This is a genomic window from Streptomyces chromofuscus (assembly GCF_015160875.1).
GTDB classification, from domain to species: domain Bacteria; phylum Actinomycetota; class Actinomycetes; order Streptomycetales; family Streptomycetaceae; genus Streptomyces; species Streptomyces chromofuscus.
In genome coordinates this window covers 7,009,517-7,026,194 of record NZ_CP063374.1, presented here as the reverse complement: position 1 = coordinate 7,026,194, position 16,678 = coordinate 7,009,517, and the positions used below count along the sequence as shown (strand labels likewise).

At 74.3% G+C, this 16,678-nt stretch carries 15 protein-coding genes; 12 read left to right on the top strand and 3 right to left on the bottom strand.

Features of this window, described 5'->3' with window-relative positions:
• Positions 1–171 precede the first annotated feature (171 nt).
• Complete coding sequence (locus IPT68_RS31430) at positions 172–1,143, top strand: DUF3048 domain-containing protein (protein ID WP_189698064.1); 972 nt, start codon at positions 172–174, stop codon at positions 1,141–1,143.
• Between the two features lie 150 nt (positions 1,144–1,293).
• Here IPT68_RS31430 and IPT68_RS31425 read toward each other — a convergent pair whose 3' ends face one another.
• The gene (locus IPT68_RS31425; protein ID WP_189698065.1) at positions 1,294–1,776 is read right to left on the bottom strand and encodes a MarR family winged helix-turn-helix transcriptional regulator; all 483 of its coding nucleotides are present in this window, start codon (positions 1,774–1,776) and stop codon (positions 1,294–1,296) included.
• A 187-nt stretch (positions 1,777–1,963) separates the two neighbouring features.
• Here IPT68_RS31425 and IPT68_RS31420 point away from each other — a divergent pair, with 187 nt between their 5' ends.
• The 8 genes from IPT68_RS31420 (at position 1,964) to IPT68_RS31385 (ending at position 9,238) form a co-directional block, all read left to right on the top strand.
• The gene (locus tag IPT68_RS31420; protein ID WP_189698066.1) at positions 1,964–2,719 is read left to right on the top strand and encodes a CoA transferase subunit A; all 756 of its coding nucleotides are present in this window, start codon (positions 1,964–1,966) and stop codon (positions 2,717–2,719) included.
• The gene (locus tag IPT68_RS31415) at positions 2,719–3,366 is read left to right on the top strand and encodes a CoA transferase subunit B (protein ID WP_189698067.1); all 648 of its coding nucleotides are present in this window, start codon (positions 2,719–2,721) and stop codon (positions 3,364–3,366) included. The genes IPT68_RS31420 and IPT68_RS31415 overlap by 1 nt, the downstream gene beginning before the upstream one ends.
• A complete protein-coding gene (locus tag IPT68_RS31410; RefSeq protein ID WP_189698068.1) occupies positions 3,363–4,565 on the top strand; it encodes a thiolase family protein in 1,203 nt (400 codons plus the stop codon). Before IPT68_RS31415 ends, IPT68_RS31410 begins: the two co-directional genes overlap by 4 nt.
• 22 nt (positions 4,566–4,587) lie before the next feature.
• Positions 4,588–5,361 carry a protocatechuate 3,4-dioxygenase subunit beta gene (gene pcaH / locus IPT68_RS31405; protein WP_189698069.1) on the top strand — a complete coding sequence of 258 codons (774 nt, stop codon included), beginning with the start codon at positions 4,588–4,590 and terminating at the stop codon, positions 5,359–5,361.
• Between the two features lie 5 nt (positions 5,362–5,366).
• Positions 5,367–5,972: a protocatechuate 3,4-dioxygenase subunit alpha gene (gene pcaG / locus IPT68_RS31400; RefSeq protein ID WP_189698070.1), complete on the top strand. Its 606-nt coding sequence runs from the start codon at positions 5,367–5,369 to the stop codon at positions 5,970–5,972.
• Positions 5,969–7,264 carry a 3-carboxy-cis,cis-muconate cycloisomerase gene (gene pcaB, locus IPT68_RS31395; protein ID WP_194074029.1) on the top strand — a complete coding sequence of 432 codons (1,296 nt, stop codon included), beginning with the start codon at positions 5,969–5,971 and terminating at the stop codon, positions 7,262–7,264. Before pcaG ends, pcaB begins: the two co-directional genes overlap by 4 nt.
• On the top strand, positions 7,261–8,382 hold the full coding sequence (gene pcaDC / locus IPT68_RS31390; RefSeq protein ID WP_189698071.1) for a bifunctional 3-oxoadipate enol-lactonase/4-carboxymuconolactone decarboxylase PcaDC: 1,122 nt from the start codon (positions 7,261–7,263) through the stop codon (positions 8,380–8,382). The genes pcaB and pcaDC overlap by 4 nt, the downstream gene beginning before the upstream one ends.
• 64 nt (positions 8,383–8,446) lie before the next feature.
• Positions 8,447–9,238, top strand: a complete 792-nt coding sequence (locus IPT68_RS31385) for an SDR family NAD(P)-dependent oxidoreductase (protein ID WP_189698072.1) — start codon at positions 8,447–8,449, stop codon at positions 9,236–9,238.
• Between the two features lie 12 nt (positions 9,239–9,250).
• Here the strand turns inward: IPT68_RS31385 and IPT68_RS31380 are convergent, their stop codons facing one another.
• Positions 9,251–11,929, bottom strand: a complete 2,679-nt coding sequence (locus tag IPT68_RS31380) for an ATP-binding protein (protein ID WP_189698073.1) — start codon at positions 11,927–11,929, stop codon at positions 9,251–9,253.
• A 202-nt stretch (positions 11,930–12,131) separates the two neighbouring features.
• On the opposite strand from IPT68_RS31380, the gene IPT68_RS31375 reads away from it, so the two are divergent.
• The 3 genes from IPT68_RS31375 (at position 12,132) to IPT68_RS31365 (ending at position 15,727) form a co-directional block, all read left to right on the top strand.
• Entirely contained in the window at positions 12,132–13,505 is a 1,374-nt protein-coding gene (locus IPT68_RS31375; protein WP_189698074.1) for an MFS transporter, read from the top strand.
• A complete protein-coding gene (locus IPT68_RS31370; RefSeq protein WP_189698075.1) occupies positions 13,426–14,580 on the top strand; it encodes an anhydro-N-acetylmuramic acid kinase in 1,155 nt (384 codons plus the stop codon). Before IPT68_RS31375 ends, IPT68_RS31370 begins: the two co-directional genes overlap by 80 nt.
• Positions 14,581–14,674: 94 nt before the next feature.
• Positions 14,675–15,727, top strand: coding sequence for a DUF2510 domain-containing protein (locus IPT68_RS31365; protein ID WP_189698076.1), 1,053 nt, complete (start codon positions 14,675–14,677; stop codon positions 15,725–15,727).
• Between the two features lie 205 nt (positions 15,728–15,932).
• On the opposite strand, the gene IPT68_RS31360 is transcribed toward IPT68_RS31365, so the two are convergent.
• Positions 15,933–16,547, bottom strand: coding sequence for a TetR/AcrR family transcriptional regulator (locus IPT68_RS31360; protein ID WP_189698077.1), 615 nt, complete (start codon positions 16,545–16,547; stop codon positions 15,933–15,935).
• Between the last annotated feature and the right edge of the window lie 131 nt (positions 16,548–16,678).

Genomic DNA, 16,678 nt, shown 5'->3' with positions numbered 1-16,678 from the left:
CGGTGTGGCGGCTGGGCCGACCGGCCCAGCGGGCGTGCGCGATCGGCGTACGCGTGGTAGAGCGTCCGATCCGACCGGGTAGGGCCATCGATGAACATACAAGCGCACAATCGATGGCACAGAACGGGTCGGGTGGCAGCGGTGGGTAGGAGCACGGGACGAAGAACCCGCATGCAGCGGGTCGCCGTGGCGGCGGTGACGGGCGTCGTGACGGCGGGCTCGCTGGCGGTGGGCTGCACGGCCGAGGACGGGCCGCACGACGACGGTCGGGCGCCCGAGCCGACGGCGCCGCCGTCGCCCTCGCGCGGTGCCCGGGGCGCGGGGCCGGTGCTCGCCGTGAAGGTCGACAACGCGCCCGGGGCCCGGCCCCACACCGGTCTCGGCGCCGCGGACATCGTCTACGTCGAGCAGGTCGAGGGCGGTCTGAGCCGGCTCATGGCCGTGTACGCGACGCGGGTGCCGGAGGCCGTCGGGCCGGTGCGCAGCGCGCGGGAGACGGATCTGGAGCTGCTGCGCCAGTTCGACCGCCCCGTCCTCGCCTTCTCCGGCGCGCAGACCAGACTGCTGCCGCTCGTCGACCGGGCTCCGCTGCGCGCCGAGCCGCCTGCCCGCAGCCCCGGCGCCTACTACCGCGCCGGCGACAGGGCCGTCCCGCACAACCTCTACCTGCGCCCGCTCGACCTGCTGCTCTCGGCCCCCGGCAAGGACGCCCTCACCACCGGCTTCACCTACGGCGCCGCCCCCGAGGAGGGCCGGACGGAGACCACCCGGACCGTCCGCTATCCGGCCGCGCGCTTCACCTTCACCTGGGACGGGAGCCGGGGCTCCTACCGGGTCGCGATGGACGGAACGCCCGCGGTGACGACCGAGGGCCGGGCGCTCGCCCCCGCGACGGTCGTCGTGCAGTACGTGCGGGTGCGCCGCTCCGGCTACTTCGACTCCCGGGGCAGCAATACGCCGTACTCCGAGACCGTGGGCTCGGGCACGGCGAAGGTGCTGCGCGACGGGAAGACGTACGACGCGCTGTGGAAGCGCCCGGAGGCGGGCGACGGCACCCGGTTCACCACGGCCGACGGCGAGCCGGTGAACTTCGCCGACGGCCAGGTCTGGGTGGTGCTCGCCCGCGCCACGGACCAGAGCTGAGTCAGGGCCACGGTCGGGCGTGCCTCGTGCCCATGGGCGGGGTGTGCGGGTCAGGGTTCGGGACCAGAGCCACGGGCACGGTGTGGCAGGTCGGGGCCCCGGACCGGAGCCACGGGCCGCGCACACCTCACGGCCCCGGACCAGCATGCGTCAGGTCCGGGCCGTGACGGGTTGCGCGGGGCCGCCCGGGTCGCCCGGGTTGCGCAGCCCCTCCGCCGCGTCCGCGACCCGCCGGATCAGGTCCAGGAACTGCGTCTGCTCCGCGGCGGACAGCGGCGCGAGGAACACCTGGTTCATCCGGGCGGTGCGTACCACCAGCCTGCGGTGGGCGCGCATGCCCTCCTCGGTCGGGCGCAGCAGGAAGCGGCGGCCGTCGCGCGGGTCGCGGACCTTGTCCAGCAGGTCCCGGCGGCCGAGCCGGCTGATCACCTCGGCGACGGTGGACCGGTCGAGCCCCACCCGCTCCCCCACCGTGCGCTGGTCCAGCCCCGGCTCGTCGACGAGCGCGTTGAGCACCGCGAACTGCGGTGAGGTGATCTCCTCGGAGACCATCGCGTTCCACAGCAGGTAGTGGGCCTGCTGCAGCCGCCGGGCCAGATGCCCGGGCTGGTTGGTGAGATCCACCGACGCCATGTCCACTCCCGACGTCTCGACATACTCAGTGCACTGAACGATACCCTCGCAGATCCGCGCTGTCGCCGGTACCCCTGTCGTCGGCGCAGGGCTTGACGGCGGAGACCCGCGAGTGGCAGCGTGAAGAAAACTTCACTGAATTGCTCAGTGTGCTGAGTACACGTCCGCGGGAGAGAGGACATCTCGGATGGACAAGGTGGTCGCCACGGCCCTGGAGGCGGTGGCCGACGTGGGCGACGGCGCGTCGCTCGCGGTCGGCGGCTTCGGATTGAGCGGTGTCCCGAACGTGCTGATCGACGCGCTGCACGAGCGCGGCGTCGGCGGACTGTCGGTGGTGTCGAACAACTGCGGCGCCATGGAGTTCGGCCTGGCGGTGCTGCTGGCGGCCGGCCGGATCGCCCGGGTGACCGGCAGCTACATCGGCGGCAACAAGGAGTTCGCCCGTCAGTACCTCTCCGGCGAACTGGAGCTGGAGCTGATCCCGCAGGGCACGCTGGCCGAGCGGCTGCGGGCGGGCGGGGCCGGCATCCCCGCCTTCTACACGCCGGCCGGGGTGGGCACGCAGGTCGCCGAGGGCGGACTGCCGTGGCGCTACGACGGTGACGGCGGGGTCGCTCTCGCCTCACCGCCCAAGGAGGTACGGGAGTTCGACGGCGTGGAGTACGTGCTGGAGCACGGCATCCGCACCGACTTCGGCCTCGTGCGCGCCGCGCGCGGCGACCGGCACGGCAACCTCGTCTTCAACAAGTCCGCCCGCAACTTCAACCCCCTCGCGGCGATGGCCGGCCGGGTGACGATCGCCGAGGTGGAGGAGCTGGTCGAGCCGGGCGACATCGACCCGGACGCCGTGCACCTGCCCGGCGTCTTCGTCCAGCGGGTGGTGGCCCTGACCCCGCGGCAGGCCGCTGACAAGCGGATCGAGCAGCGGACGGTGAGCACCTGATGGCCTGGACACGCGAGCAGATGGCCGCGCGGGCCGCGCGTGAGCTGAGGGACGGGCAGTACGTCAATCTGGGCATCGGCCTGCCGACCCTGATCCCCCATCATCTCCCGCCGGGCGTGGAGGTGGTGCTGGAGTCGGAGAACGGCATCCTCGGCACCGGCCCCTACCCGGCCGAGGAGCAGGTCGACCCCGACCTGATCAACGCGGGCAAGGAGACCGTCACGGTCCTGCCGGGCGCGTCCTTCTTCGACTCGGCGCTGTCCTTCGGGATGATCCGCGGTGGGCACATCGACGTCGCCGTGCTGGGCGCGATGCAGGTCTCGGCCGACGGGGACCTGGCGAACTGGGCCGTGCCGGGCAAGCTGGTCACCGGCATCGGCGGGGCGATGGACCTGGTGCACGGCGCCCGTACGGTCATCGTCGTGATGACCCACACCGCCAAGGACGGCGGCCCGAAGATCCTCGACGAGTGCACCCTCCCGCTCACGGGCAAGGCGTGTGTGAACCGGATCGTCACCGACCTCGGCGTGCTCGACGTGACCGACGGCGGCCTGGTGCTGACCGAGTGCGCGCCGGGCGTCACCGCCGAGGAGATCACCGCGAGGACCGCCGCGAAGGTGCGCGTCAGCGAGGAGTCGCAGTCATGAGGGACGTCTACGTCGTCGACGCGGTACGCACGCCGATCGGCCGGTACAACGGCGCCCTCGCCGCCGTCCGCCCGGACGACCTGGCCGCCCACGCCATCCGCGAACTCCTGGCGCGCACGCCCGGGTTGGACCCGTCCCGGATCGAGGACGTCTACTTCGGCAACGCCAACGGCGCCGGCGAGGAGAACCGCAACGTCGCCCGCATGGCCGCCCTGCTCGCCGGCCTGCCGACCTCCGTGCCCGGCGTGACCGTCAACCGGCTGTGCGCCTCGGGACTCGAGGCGGTCGTCCAGGCGGCCCGCGCCGTCGCGTGCGGGGACGCCTCCGTCGCGGTGGCCGGCGGCGTGGAGTCGATGACCCGGGCGCCGTACGTGCTGCCCAAGAACGACAAGCCCTTCCCGGCCGCCCACACCGAGCTGTACTCCACCACCCTCGGCTGGCGCATGGTCAACCCGGGGATGGACCCGCAGTGGACCGTTCCGCTCGGTGAGAGCGCGGAGTTGATCGCCGACAAGCACAACATCACCCGTGCGCAGCAGGACGAGTTCGCCCTGGCCAGCCATCGTAAGGCCGCCGAGGCACAGCTCAAGGGGCTCTTCGACGCCGAGATCGCTTCCGTGGCCGTCCCGCGCCGCAAGGGCGACCCGGTCGTCGTCGCCGCAGACGAGTGCGTCCGGCCGGACGCCTCGCTGGAGGCGATGGCCAGGCTCAAGCCGTCGTTCCGCACGCAGGACGGCACGGTCACCGCGGGCAACGCCTCGCCGCTGAACGACGGCGCCGCGGCCCTGCTGCTCGTGGACGAGGAAGGGCTCAAGGCCACCGGACGCGAGCCCCTCGCCCGCGTCTCGGCGACCGGCGTCTGCGCGCTCGACCCGCACTACTTCGGCCTCGCCCCGGTCGAGGCCGTGAACCGGGCTCTCGCCAAGGCGGGCAGGGGGTTCGGTGATCTGTCGGTCCTGGAGCTGAACGAGGCCTTCGCCGCGCAGGTGCTCGGGTGTGTCGCCGAGTGGCCCGAGTTCGACCCGGCGATCCTCAACCCGCAGGGCGGCGCCATCGCCCTCGGCCATCCCCTCGGCGCCTCCGGCGCCCGCCTCGCCGGCACGGTCGCCCACCAGCTCGCCCGCCAGGGCGCCGGCACCGGCGTCGCCACCCTCTGCATCGGTGTGGGCCAGGGCCTCGCCCTCGTCCTCGAACGGTAGGACTCGAACGGTAGGAACGGTCATGGCTCTCACTCAGCACGACATCGACCAGGAGATGGCGGCCGAGCACGCCGCCTACGAAAAGCGCGTCGCCGACGGCGGGCCCGTCGAGCACCACCCGCGCCGGGACTACGCCCCGTACCGCTCCTCGCTGCTGCGTCACCCGAAACAGCCGCTGGTCGCGATCGACGTGGCCCAGGACCCGGAGCTGGTGGAACTCGGCTCCCCCGCCTTCGGCGAGCGCGACATCACCGAGATCGACAACGACCTGACCCGGCAGCACACCGGCGAGCCGATCGGCGAACGCATCACCGTCTCCGGCCGGCTGCTCGACCGCGCCGGACGGCCGGTCCGCGGCCAGCTGGTCGAGATCTGGCAGGCCAACTCGGCCGGCCGGTACGCCCACCAGCGCGAGCAGCACGACGCCCCGCTGGACCCCAACTTCACCGGCGTGGGCCGCACCCTCACCGACGCCGACGGCTTCTACAGGTTCACCACCGTCCAGCCCGGCCCGTACCCGTGGCGCAACCACGTCAACGCCTGGCGCCCGGCGCACATCCACTTCTCGGTCTTCGGCACGGCGTTCACCCAGCGGCTGGTGACGCAGATGTACTTCCCCAACGACCCGCTCTTCGCGTACGACCCGATCCTCCAGTCCGTGACGGACGACGCCGCCCGGCAGCGCCTGGTCGCCACCTACGACCACGCCCTGTCCGTGCCGGAGTTCTCGCTGGGCTACCACTGGGACATCGTGCTCGACGGCCCGCACGCCACCTGGATGGAAGAGGGACGCTGACCACCATGACGAAGATCGACACGAGCAGCCCGGAGAACGTGCTGCCCACCCCGTCGCACACGGTGGGCCCGTTCTACGGCTACGCGCTGCCCTTCCCCGGCGGCGAGGACATCGCGCCCGCCGGGCACCCGGACACGATCACCGTGCGCGGGTACGTCACGGACGGCGAGGGCAAGCCGCTGCCCGACGCCTTCGTGGAGCTGTGGGGCCCCGACCCGGACGGCACGCTGCCCCGGGTCGACGGCTCGATGCGCCGCGACCCGGCGTCCGGCGGCTTCCTCGGCCGCAACGGCGTCGAGTTCACCGGCTGGGGCCGCGTCCAGACGGACGCGAACGGCCACTGGTACGCCCGTACGCTCCGGCCCGGCGCGCGCGGGAACAGCGCCCCCTACATCAGCGTCTGCGTCTTCGCCCGCGGCCTGCTGACGCATCTGTTCACACGGATGTACCTGCCGGGCGACGACGCCGCGCTGGCCGCGGACCCGCTGCTGTCGCGGCTCGCCGGGGCGCGCCGCGACACGCTGGTCGCGCGCGCCGGGAGTGACGGCACCTACCGTTTCGACATCCGCCTTCAGGGCGAAGGCGAGACGGTCTTCCTGGAGTTCCAGTGACTTCTGCGGTTCCCGACACCGGCCTGCTCGCCCCCGGGTGGGCCGGCTCCCCCGCCGCGTCCGCGACGAGCGACACCGCCTACCTCCAGGCCCTGCTCGACGCGGAGGCGGCCCTGACCCGTGCGCAGGCCTCGCTCGGCCTGGCCCCCGCCGACGCGGCGACGGCGGTCACCGAGGCGGCGGACGCCGGCCGGTACGACCTACGGTCCCTCGGTGAACGGGCCCGCGCCGGCGGCAACCCCGTCATCCCGCTGGTGGCCGACCTGACGAAGGCGGTGGGCCAGGAGCACGGGCCGTACGTCCACCGCGGCGCGACCAGCCAGGACATCATGGACACGGCGACGATGCTGGTCGCCGCGCGCGCACTGAACCTGATCCTGGCCGACCTCGCCCGCAGCGAGCGGGCGCTGGCGCGGCTGGCCGCCGAGCACCGCGAGACGGCCATGCCGGGGCGCACCCTCACGCAGCACGCCGTACCGACGACGTTCGGTCTGAAGGCGGCCGGCTGGCGGTCGCTGCTGCTGGACGCGCGCGACCGGGTGGCGGCCGTACGGGACGCGCTGCCCGCCCAACTCGGCGGGGCCGCCGGGACGCTGGCGGCGTTCGGGGCGTACGGTGCGAGCGATCCCACCGCGCTGCCGGAGGCGTACGCCGGCGAACTCGGTCTGCAGGCGCCACAGCTGCCCTGGCACACGCTGCGCACGCCCGTGGCGGACCTCGCCGGGTGCCTGGCCATGACCGCCGGGGCGCTCGGCAAGACGGCCGTGGACGTCCTCACCCTCTCCCGGACCGAGATCGCCGAGGTGACCGAGGGCAGTGGCGGAGCGTCGTCCGCCATGCCGCACAAGGCCAACCCCGTCCGCTCCACCCTGATCGCCGCCGCGGCCCGGCGGGCCCCTCAGCTCGCCGCCGCCCTGTACGCCTCGATGGCCGCGGAGGACGAGCGGCCGGCCGGGGCCTGGCACGCGGAGTGGGAGCCGCTGCGGGAGCTGCTGCGGCTGGTCGGCGGTGCTGCCCGGGATGCCGCCGAACTGACCGAGGGACTGCGGGTCCACCCGGACGTCATGCGCGAACACCTCGGCCTCACCCACGGGTTGATCGTCTCGGAGCGGCTGTCCGCCGAGCTCACGCCGGTGCTGGGCCGGGCCCGGGCCAAGGAGCTGCTCACCCGGCTGGCCGCCGAGGGCCGTCCCCTGGCCCGGGCGCCGGAGCTGAAGGACCTCGACCTCGATCCCGCCCACTACACCGGCTCCGCCCCCACCCTCACCGATCGTGCCCTGGAGCGACGTTGAAGCTGCTCGACCACCGTGCCGAAGGGGCGGCTTCCGCTCCCCCGCTGCTCCTGGGGCCCTCGCTGGGCACCTCCTGCGCCCTGTGGGACGACGTCGCGCCGGAGCTGTCCGTCACCCACCGGGTGGTCCGCTGGGACCTGCCGGGGCACGGCGGTTCGGCGGCCGAGCTGATCGGGGCGGGCGCCACCGTCGGTGACCTCGCCGATCTGGTGCTCGCGCTCGCCGACTCGCTCGGCGTGGAGCGGTTCGCGTACGCCGGGGTGTCGCTGGGGGGTGCGGTGGGGCTCCACCTCGCCGTGCACCACCCCCGGCGGGTGTCGTCCCTGGCGGTGATCTGCTCCTCGGCCCACTTCAACGGGGCGAAGCCGTGGCAGGAGCGGGCCGCTCTGGTGCGGCGCGAAGGGGTGGCCTCGCTCGCCGCGACCGCCGACGCCCGCTGGTTCACGCCCGGGTTCACCGTGCCCCGGCTGGTGCGGGACCACCAGGAGGCGGACCCGGAGGCCTACGCGGCGTGCTGCGACGCGCTGGCCGCCTTCGACCTGCGGGAGCGGCTCGCGGACATCTCGGCGCCCACGCTGCTGATCGCCGGACGCGAGGACCCGGCGACGCCGCCCGCGCATCTGCGGCAGATCGCGGACGAGGTGCCGGGGGCGGCGCTGGTGGAGATCCCGGGAGCCTCGCACCTGGCGCCGGCGGAGCGCCCCGAGGCCGTGCTCACGGCGCTGCGGGCGCACCTCGACGGGCCCTCCCGGCGCGGCATGCAGGTACGGCGCGAGGTGCTCGGCGACGCGCACGTCGACCGGGCGCAGGCGCGGCAGACGCCGTTCACCGCGCGGTTCCAGGACTTCATCTCGCGCTACGCCTGGGGGGAGATCTGGACCGACCCGACGCTTCCCCACCGCGAACGCAGCATGATCACGCTGACCGCGCTGGTGGCGCACGGCCACTACGAGGAGCTGGCCATGCACGTCCGGGCGGCACGGCGGAACGGGCTCACGCCCGAGGAGATCGGGGCGGTGCTGCTGCAGACGGCGGTGTACTGCGGGGTGCCGGCGGCGAACTCGGCGTTCGCGGCGGCACAGCGGGTGCTCGCCGAGGAGGACGACGGCCGAGGGTGACCCCGCTGGTCGTAGCCCCAGCAGGATCTCCCGGCGGCGCGGGCGGCGTGCCTGGGCTGGAGGCATGTCCACTGTCCTGATCACCGGCGCCACCTCCGGGCTCGGCCGGTACGTCGCCTTCGCGCTGGTCCGTTCCGGGCACCGGGTCCTCGTGCACGGCCGCGACCCGGGCCGCACCGAACGACTCGTCGCCGAGCTGCGCGCCGAGGGCACGGCCGAGGGCTTCGCCGCCGATCTGGCCTCGCCGGCCGAGGTGCGCGAGCTGGGCGCGCGGGACTCCGAGGCCCACCCCGAGCTGGACGTGCTGATCAACAACGCCGGGGTGGGCAGCGGGCCGCGCGGTGCGGCGCGCGAGCTGAGCGCCGACGGGCACGAGCTGCGGCTCGCGGTGAACTCCCTGGCGCCGGTCGCGCTCACCCGCGCCCTGCTGCCGGTGCTGCGCGCGAACGCGCCCGCGCGGATCGTGAACGTCGGCTCGGCCGGACAGGAGCCGCTCGCCCTCGACGACCCCGAGTTCGGCCGGGGCTACGACGGCTTCTCGGCGTACTGCCGCGCCAAGTTCGCGCTCGCCTCGTGGACGTTCACCCTGGCCGAGGAACTGGCGGGCACGGACGTCGCGGTGAACGTCCTGCACCCGGCGACCTTCATGGACACGGCGATGGTCCGCGAGGGCGGCGTCACCCCGTGGAACTCGGTCGCCGACGGCGCGCCCGGAGTGCCGGCACTGGCCACGCGGGACATGGGCTCCGGCGGCTACTTCGACGGCACCACCGCGGCCCGGGCGCACGAGGCGGCGTACGACCCACGGGTGCGCAAGCGGCTGACGGCGGTGACCGGGCAGCTGCTCACCCTGTGACGCGGCCGGCCCTCAGGACTCCAGCTCCGCCAGCCCCAGACGCGCCTGCCGTGCCAGGCCGTCCGCGCCGCACGAACGTGCCAGCGTCAGGCCCCGGTTGAGCTCGGTGGTGGAGCGGGCGGCCAGGCCGTACTCGACGCGCGCGGCGGCGTGTTCGAACTGGCAGGGCGAGGCCTCCAGGTAGGTGACCGCCTGGGCGGCGAGGTCCACCTTGCGCCGGCCGGTCTCCAGGCGTGCGGCGCAGCGCAGGGCCTCGCCGATGGCCGTGTCGGTGCCGAACCGCTCGGCCTGGCGCCGGGCGTCGGCCGCGAGCCGGGCGGCGCGGGCCGGGTCCTGGGCGGCGAGGGCGCCGGCGAGGTCGACGGTCCAGGGGGCCAGCACCGGGTTGTGCCCGCCGCGGGCGGCGGCGGCCTTCTCGGCGGCCTCCAGTTCGTTGACGCCGTCCTCGGTACGGCCCACGGCGAGCAGCAGCCGGCCGCGCACCGAGCGGGTGTCCGGCAGCACGATGGTGGACGGGTAGGGCGGGGTGAAGCCGTACTGCTCGGCGGTCGACCAGGCCTCCTGGACGTGCCCGCGGGCGAGCAGGGTGTCGACCAGGCCGCAGATCGCCGACCAGTACAGCGGCAGTCCCCGGCCGACCCGCTCGGCGAGGCGCAGGGATTCGCGCAGGACCGTCTCGGCGTCCTTCAGGCGGCCCTGCCGGCGGAAGGCCAGGCCCAGGAAGGCGTTGGCGAGGGCGAGGTGGCCGCCGCTCCAGCCGGCCGTGGTGTAGGTGCGCAGGGCCTCGGCGAACAGGTTCTCGGCGCGGTCGAGGCGGTCGGCGTAGGCGTAGGAGCTGCCGAGCATCATCAGCAGTTCTATGCCCCACTCGGTGTCGGTCCAGCCGAGACCCGGGGCGAGCCGCCCGTTGACGAGGGCGCGGTCGCACACCTCGACGACCTCCTCGGCGTTCTCGCCGTGGGTCATGGCGTCGAAGCCGCGCAGGATGAGCAGCGCGCGTTCGGAGTTGTCGCGGCCGGTGCAGGTGCGGGCCAGGTCGGCGAGCCGCTCGGAGCGTTGCGGGGCCTGCGCCTCTCCGGCGTGGATGCCCTCCCACATGTACTGCACGGCCCGCAGCCGCAGCCGGGCGGGGCCCTCCTCGAGCCGGGCGGCCTCGGCCTCGACCGTGCGCACGGCCTGCTCCAGCTGGTCGTTGTGGAGCAGGGCCTGGGACAGGCGGAAGACGGCGTCGACGCGGGCGGGGCCGTCGAGGCCGGGCATGGCGAGCGCGGTCTGGAGGTGGTCGATGGTCCGGGAGGGCGCGGTGAGCAGGGTGGCGCAGCCGAGTTCGTACAGCACGCGTGCGTGCACGTCGGGCCGGGGCGGTTCCCGCAGGGCGCGCTCCAGGCAGCGGCGGGCGGCGTCGGGGGCGCCGACGGCGAGGTGTTCGCGGGCGGCCTCGCGCAGTTGCTCGACGAGTTCGGCGTCGTCGTCCGGGTGGACCTGGAGCAGATGCCGGGAGGCGGCCGCGGCGCCGCGGCCGGAGTCGGTGACGATCTGCGCGGCGATGCCGTGCATGGCGGTGCGCAGGGCGTCGGGGATGGAGTTGTAGACGGCGCTCGCGATCAGCGGGTGGACGAACTCCAGGTCGCCGTCGTCGGCCCCTGCGCCCGCCGGGTCCGGTTCGGTGAGAATTCGGGCCGTGCACAGCAGATCGGCGCAGCGCACCGCCTGTTCGGGGCGCATGGTGGTGAGCCGGGCGACCAGGCCGACGGAGATGCCGGTGCCGAGTATGGCGGCCGCCCACGCGAACCGGGTGGCGTCGATGCCCAGCCCCTCCAGGCGGGCGACGAGTCCCCCGCCGCGCGCCGAGCGGTTCAGGGCGCGCAGTTCACCGGCCGAGGGCTCGGTCGGCTCGATCTCGCTGTCCTGCACCTTGGCGAGCAGTTCGACGGTCTCGTAGGGGTTGCCGGCGGTGACGGCCCAGACCTCGCGGCAGAACGGGGGGTCGGCGTGCGGGCCGACGGTCGCGCGGGTGAGCCCCGCGGTGGCGTCCGGGGTGAGGGCGCTCAGCGTGGTCTCCGGTCGGCCCGCGGCGGCGGCGACCGCCTCGAGGTGGCGGGCGCTCTCACCGCTCACGTCGCCGGGCCTGCGGGCCACCACCACCAGCACGGACAGGTCGTGCAGCCGCTCGGCGAACGCGGCGAGCCAGCGCAGCGTCTCCTGGTCGGCCCAGTGCGCGTCGTCGATCAGCAGCACCAGCGGCCATTCCCGCCGGGCGAGCCGGCGCACCGCGGCGACCAGCCCGTCGCACACGCCCTGCGGGTCGGCCTGCCGCCCGCCGGGGTCGGCGATGCCGAGGGCGGGACCGGCGATGTCGTACCAGTCGCCGAGGTACTCCCGGGCCTCTCCGGGCAGCAGGGACACGAGGGCGGGCTGCAACAGCTGGCGCACGACGTTGAAGGGGACGGACCGGAGGGTCTCGCCGCCGCGCGCCGACCACACCGTGCAGCCGCGTTCCTCGGCCAGCCGGCGGGTCTCGGCGAGCAGCGCGGTCTTGCCCAGCCCGGCCTCGCCCCGGAACACGAGCAGACCGCCCGACGAGGAGCGGTCCGCGCGCAGGGCGTCGAGCGCCTCGACCACCCCGGCTATCTCCTCTTCGCGCTCCCACAGGGAAGCCGAGGCGCCCGCCGCCGGCGGTACCTCCGTCATCCCGCTACCTCCCCCAGTCGTCCGAACGACGTACAGGGCGAGCGTAGTCCCACGGCAGGTCCGCCGGTGGGTGGTCGGGGCAGTGTGGCCGACCCGGGTGACGTCCGCGGGGAGGTCATTGACAGCCGACGCCCCGTCAACTGACGCTGATCCTCCATCAGCGCGCGCGGCCGGGCCGGGGCCGCCGGACGGGAGGCACCGGATGAACGCGCCCGCGTCGGCGGCCGGCACCGGGCCCGAGCGGTCCCGCCGGGCACTGGTCGCCGGCTCGGTGGGCAATGTCATCGAGTGGTACGAGTTCGGCGTTTACGGCTACTTCGCCACCGTCATCGCCGCCAAGTTCTTCACGCCCGAGGGCGGAAGCGATGCCGAGGCGCTGGTGCGGACGTACGCCTCGTTCGCCCTGGCCTTCTTCTTCCGGCCCGTCGGAGCAGCCCTGTTCGGGCGGCTGGGCGACCGGCTCGGCCGGCGTCCGGTGCTGATCCTGGTGATCGGTCTGATGACGGGCGCGACCACGCTGATCGGCGTGCTGCCGACCTACGAGACGGCGGGGGCCCTCGCGCCCTGGCTGCTCACCTTCCTGAGGGTGCTGCAGGGCCTTTCGGCGGGCGGTGAGTTCGGTGGCGCGGTGTCGGTGATGACGGAGTTCGCGCCGCCGGGCAGGCGCGGCCTGTACGGCTCGTGGCAGTCGTTCACCGTCGCGCTGGGCCTGCTCGGCGGGGCGGGCGCGGCGGCACTGCTCGCCACCGTGCTGACGGAGGCTCAGCTCGGCGACTGGGGCTGGCGGCTGCCGTTCCTGCTGACGCTGCCGATGGGGCTGGGCGCGCTGTGGCTGAGGCTGCGGCTCGAGGAGACCCCGGCGTTCGCCCGGGAGCGGGAGCTCACGCGCCCGCCCGCGCGCGAGGTCGTACGGGCCGTCGCGCTGGGCGCCGGGCGGATCATGGGCTGGGCCGCGGCCGGGTACACCTTCCTGGTCGTGCTGCCGTCCTACCTCCAGAGCAGTCTCGACGCGAGCTTCCAGCAGGCGTTGGTCGCCACCGTGCTGGCCAATCTCGGCTTCGCGGTGACGATCGTCCCGGCGGGGCTGCTCAGCGACCGGGTGGGGCGGCGGGCCGTGATGCTGGCCGGTGCGCTGCTGGTGGTGGTCCTCGCGGTGCCGCTGCTGGACCTGCTCCAGGACCCCGGGGTGTCCACGGCCGCCAAGGGCCTGGCCGTGTTCGGCGCGGGCGCCGTGGTGGGGCTGATGGCGGGACCGGGCCCGGCGATGCTGTCGGAGATGTTCCCGACGACCGTGCGCTGCACCGGCCTCGGACTCGCCTACGCCCTGTCCAATGCGGTGTTCTCCGGCGGTGCCGGGCTCATCATCACGGAGACGATCGAGCGGACCGGCGACGTGGACGTCCCCGCCTACTACGCGGCGGCCACCTGCGCGGTCAGCGTGCTGGCCCTCGCCACTCTCCCGGCGAGGGGCGCTCCGAGGGAGGCGAGGGGAACGGATGCGGGTGATCGGGCTGATGTCCGGGACGTCGTACGACGCCATCGACGCGGCGGCGGCCGAACTGGACCTCGTCGGTGACGGTCTCGTCCTGAAGCCGCTCGGCATGGTGAGCGAGCCGTACGACGAGGAACTGCGGGCGGCGCTCGCGGCGGCGCTGCCGCCGGGGACCACGTCGGTGGCGGACGTGTGCCGGCTGGACACCCTGATCGGGCGGGCCTTCGCGGCGGCGGCCGTGCGGGCCGACCGGGAGCTGTGCGACGGGCGGGCCGAGGTGGTGGGCTCGCACGGGCAGACCGTGTACCACTGGGTGGAGGGGGGCCGGGTGCACGGGACCCTTCAGCTCGGGCAGCCCGCGTGGATCGCCGAGGCGACGGGACTGCCGGTCGTCGCCGACTTCCGGCCCCGGGACATCGCCGCCGGCGGGCAGGGCGCGCCGCTGGTCAGCCTGGTCGACCTGATGTGGCTGCGCGGCCGGCCGGGCACGCCGGTCGCCCTGAACCTGGGCGGGATCGCCAACGTCACCGCACCCGACGGCACCGCCTTCGACACGGGCCCGGGGTGTGCGCTGATCGACGCGGCGGCGCACGGTTTCACCGGCGGGCGGCTGGCGTACGACGTGGACGGTGCGCTGGCCGCCCGCGGCAGGGTGTGTCCGGCGCTGCTGGAGCGGCTGCTGGCGGAGCCCTACTACGCGCTGCCCGCGCCGAAGACCACCGGCAAGGAGCTGTTCCACGTCGGCCATCTGCGCGAGGCGCTGGCCGCGGTCGGCACGCTGTCCGCCGAGGACGTCGTCGCGACGCTCACCCACCTCACCGCGCGCACGGTCGCCGACGCCGTGCGGACGCTGGGCGCGACGGAGGTGATCGCTTCCGGCGGCGGCACCCGCAATCCGGTCCTCACGCGGATGCTCGGGGAGCTGCTGCCGGGCGTGGCCCTGCGCCGCAGCGACGAACTCGGGCTGCCGTCGGACGCGAAGGAGGCGTACGCGTTCGCGGTGCTCGCCTTCCTGACGGTGCACGGTCTGCCCGGAACTGTCCCGGCGAGCACGGGGGCGCGGCACGCGAGCGTGCTGGGGTCGGTGACGCCGGGGCGGGACGGGCTGCGGCTGCCCCCGCCCGTCGGGGACGGCCCGGTGCGGCTGGTGCTGGAATGACCGGGCGTCGGTCCGTGCCGTCCGCGGGCTTCGTGATGCGTGCGGGAGGCAGCCCTCTCATCCGGCTTTCACCGACGCCTCATACGGTGGGCGCATGACGCAGGTGACTCCCCCCGGGTGGTACCCCGACCCCGGGCAGACAAGTGACGGTCCCGCCACCGAGCGCTGGTGGGACGGCAAGGCGTGGACGGACCGGACCCGTCCGGCGGGGTCGGCCGCGGGCTGGGGTCCCCCGGCGGGGCCTTCGCCGGCCGCCGACGCGCAGCAGGCCCAGCCGACGTATCCCGCCTACCCCGGGGGCCCCGCGGCTCCCGGGTATCCGGGGCACCAGGCGTACCCGGGACATCCGGGGTACCCCGGGTATCCGGTCCAGCCGCCGGGCGGGCGGCGCCGGGCGCTGCGGATCGGGACGGCCGTCGTGGTGGCGGTCGCCGTCCTCGCCAGCATCGGCATCGGCGTGTACGCGCTGACCAGCGACAACGGTGCCGGCGCAAGCCGCGCCGACTCGCAGCAGCAGGGGCCGGACGGGCAGGACGGCGGCCAGGACGGGCCGTTCGGCGATTCGGGCGGGCCCGGCGGGCAGTCCCCCGCGCCGGAGGGGTCCCGGGCGCCGGAGGTCGAGGGCGGCGGCACGCTGTCCGACCCGGTGAACGGGATCAGCCTGCCGGTGCCGGAGGGCTGGACCGGCCAGGCGTTCGGCGTGGGCGCGCAAATGACGTCCGACGACAGCTACAAGTGCCCCGGCGACACGTCCAAGTCGTGCACGAAGGGCGGCGCGTACTCGGCGCCCGCCCAGGTGCTGGGCACCGAGGGCAGCACACCGGAGGAAGTCGCGAAGGCGGACATCGCGGAGAACGCCGAGGAGGCCTACGGCGGCAACACCTACGGGAAGATCACTTCGCACCAGGTGCTGGCCTCGAAGGCGGTGACCGTGGCCGGGCAGAAGGGCTACCTGGTCCGCTGGAAGGCGATCACCAGCAAGGGCGCCGACGGCCTGGTCGAGTCGCTCGTCTTCCCCTCGCCCGCCGACTCCGGGCAACTGGTCGTGGTCCGCTTCGGCATCGACGCCGACCAGAAGGCGTCGGTGATCGACGAGATCACCGAGGGCATCAAGGCGTCGTCTGGAGGCGACGGGCACAGCGTCTGACGCCCGCACGGCGCTGTCCGGCCGGCGGGGCGGCCGCCCTCGCGGGGGCGCCGCGCCCGGCCCGGAACGCCGTTCGGCCGGGCGGGGCACCTCTCCGCTCCAGAGGTACCCCACCCGGCCGGGGGTGCGCGCCGCCCCCGTCCCCACGGTGCGGCGCGAGCGGGCCGGTCGTCCTGTCATCCCTCGGACGACGCGGCCCGGGTCTTCATTCGAGGCCGAGTGCCGGCAGCACGGCGACCTCCACGAACCTCAGCAGGTAGTCCGGGTCGGCTTCCTGGCCCTCCAGCATGGGGCGCACCCGCAGCACGCCGAACATCTGCGAGGGCACGTACGGCAGCGCCGGATGGTCCGCGGCGATCTCCCCGCGTGCCACGCCGCGCCCGAGGATCTGCTCGACCGCGGCGATCTCCGGCTCGACCAGCGTCTCGCGCAGCGCCTGCGCCAGCTCCTGGTCCTCCAGGACGGCGTGACCGAGCGCCTGGACGAGCCGGTGGTCCCGGCCGGACCACTGACCCAGCACCCGCGCGACCTGGCGCAGGTCCTCGGCCAGCGAGCCGCTGTCGATTCCCTCGAAGCAGACCCGGCGCCGCGAGCGCAGCGCCGCGGCCACGAACTGGGGCTTGGTCCTCCACTGCCGGTACAGCGTGGACTTGCTGCACCGCGTGCTGGTGGCGACGCCGTCCATGGTCACGGCGTCGTAGCCGCACTCGCGGATCTGCTCGATCACCGCGTCGAAGAACTCCTGCTCACGCTCGCGCGTCAGCTTGGAGCGGCGCGAGGCGCCAACCGTCTCCGGTCGGTCCGCGGCCTGCGACGTCATCGGTCCGTCTCCTCGCTCCCGGCACTCCCGTCCTGCCCGCCGGGGTTCGCAGTCCAGTGTGTCGTACGCAATCGATACGCCAGTGTACCGGTACTCGCCCGTATCGGTACACTGCCGTATCGGTACGCTAG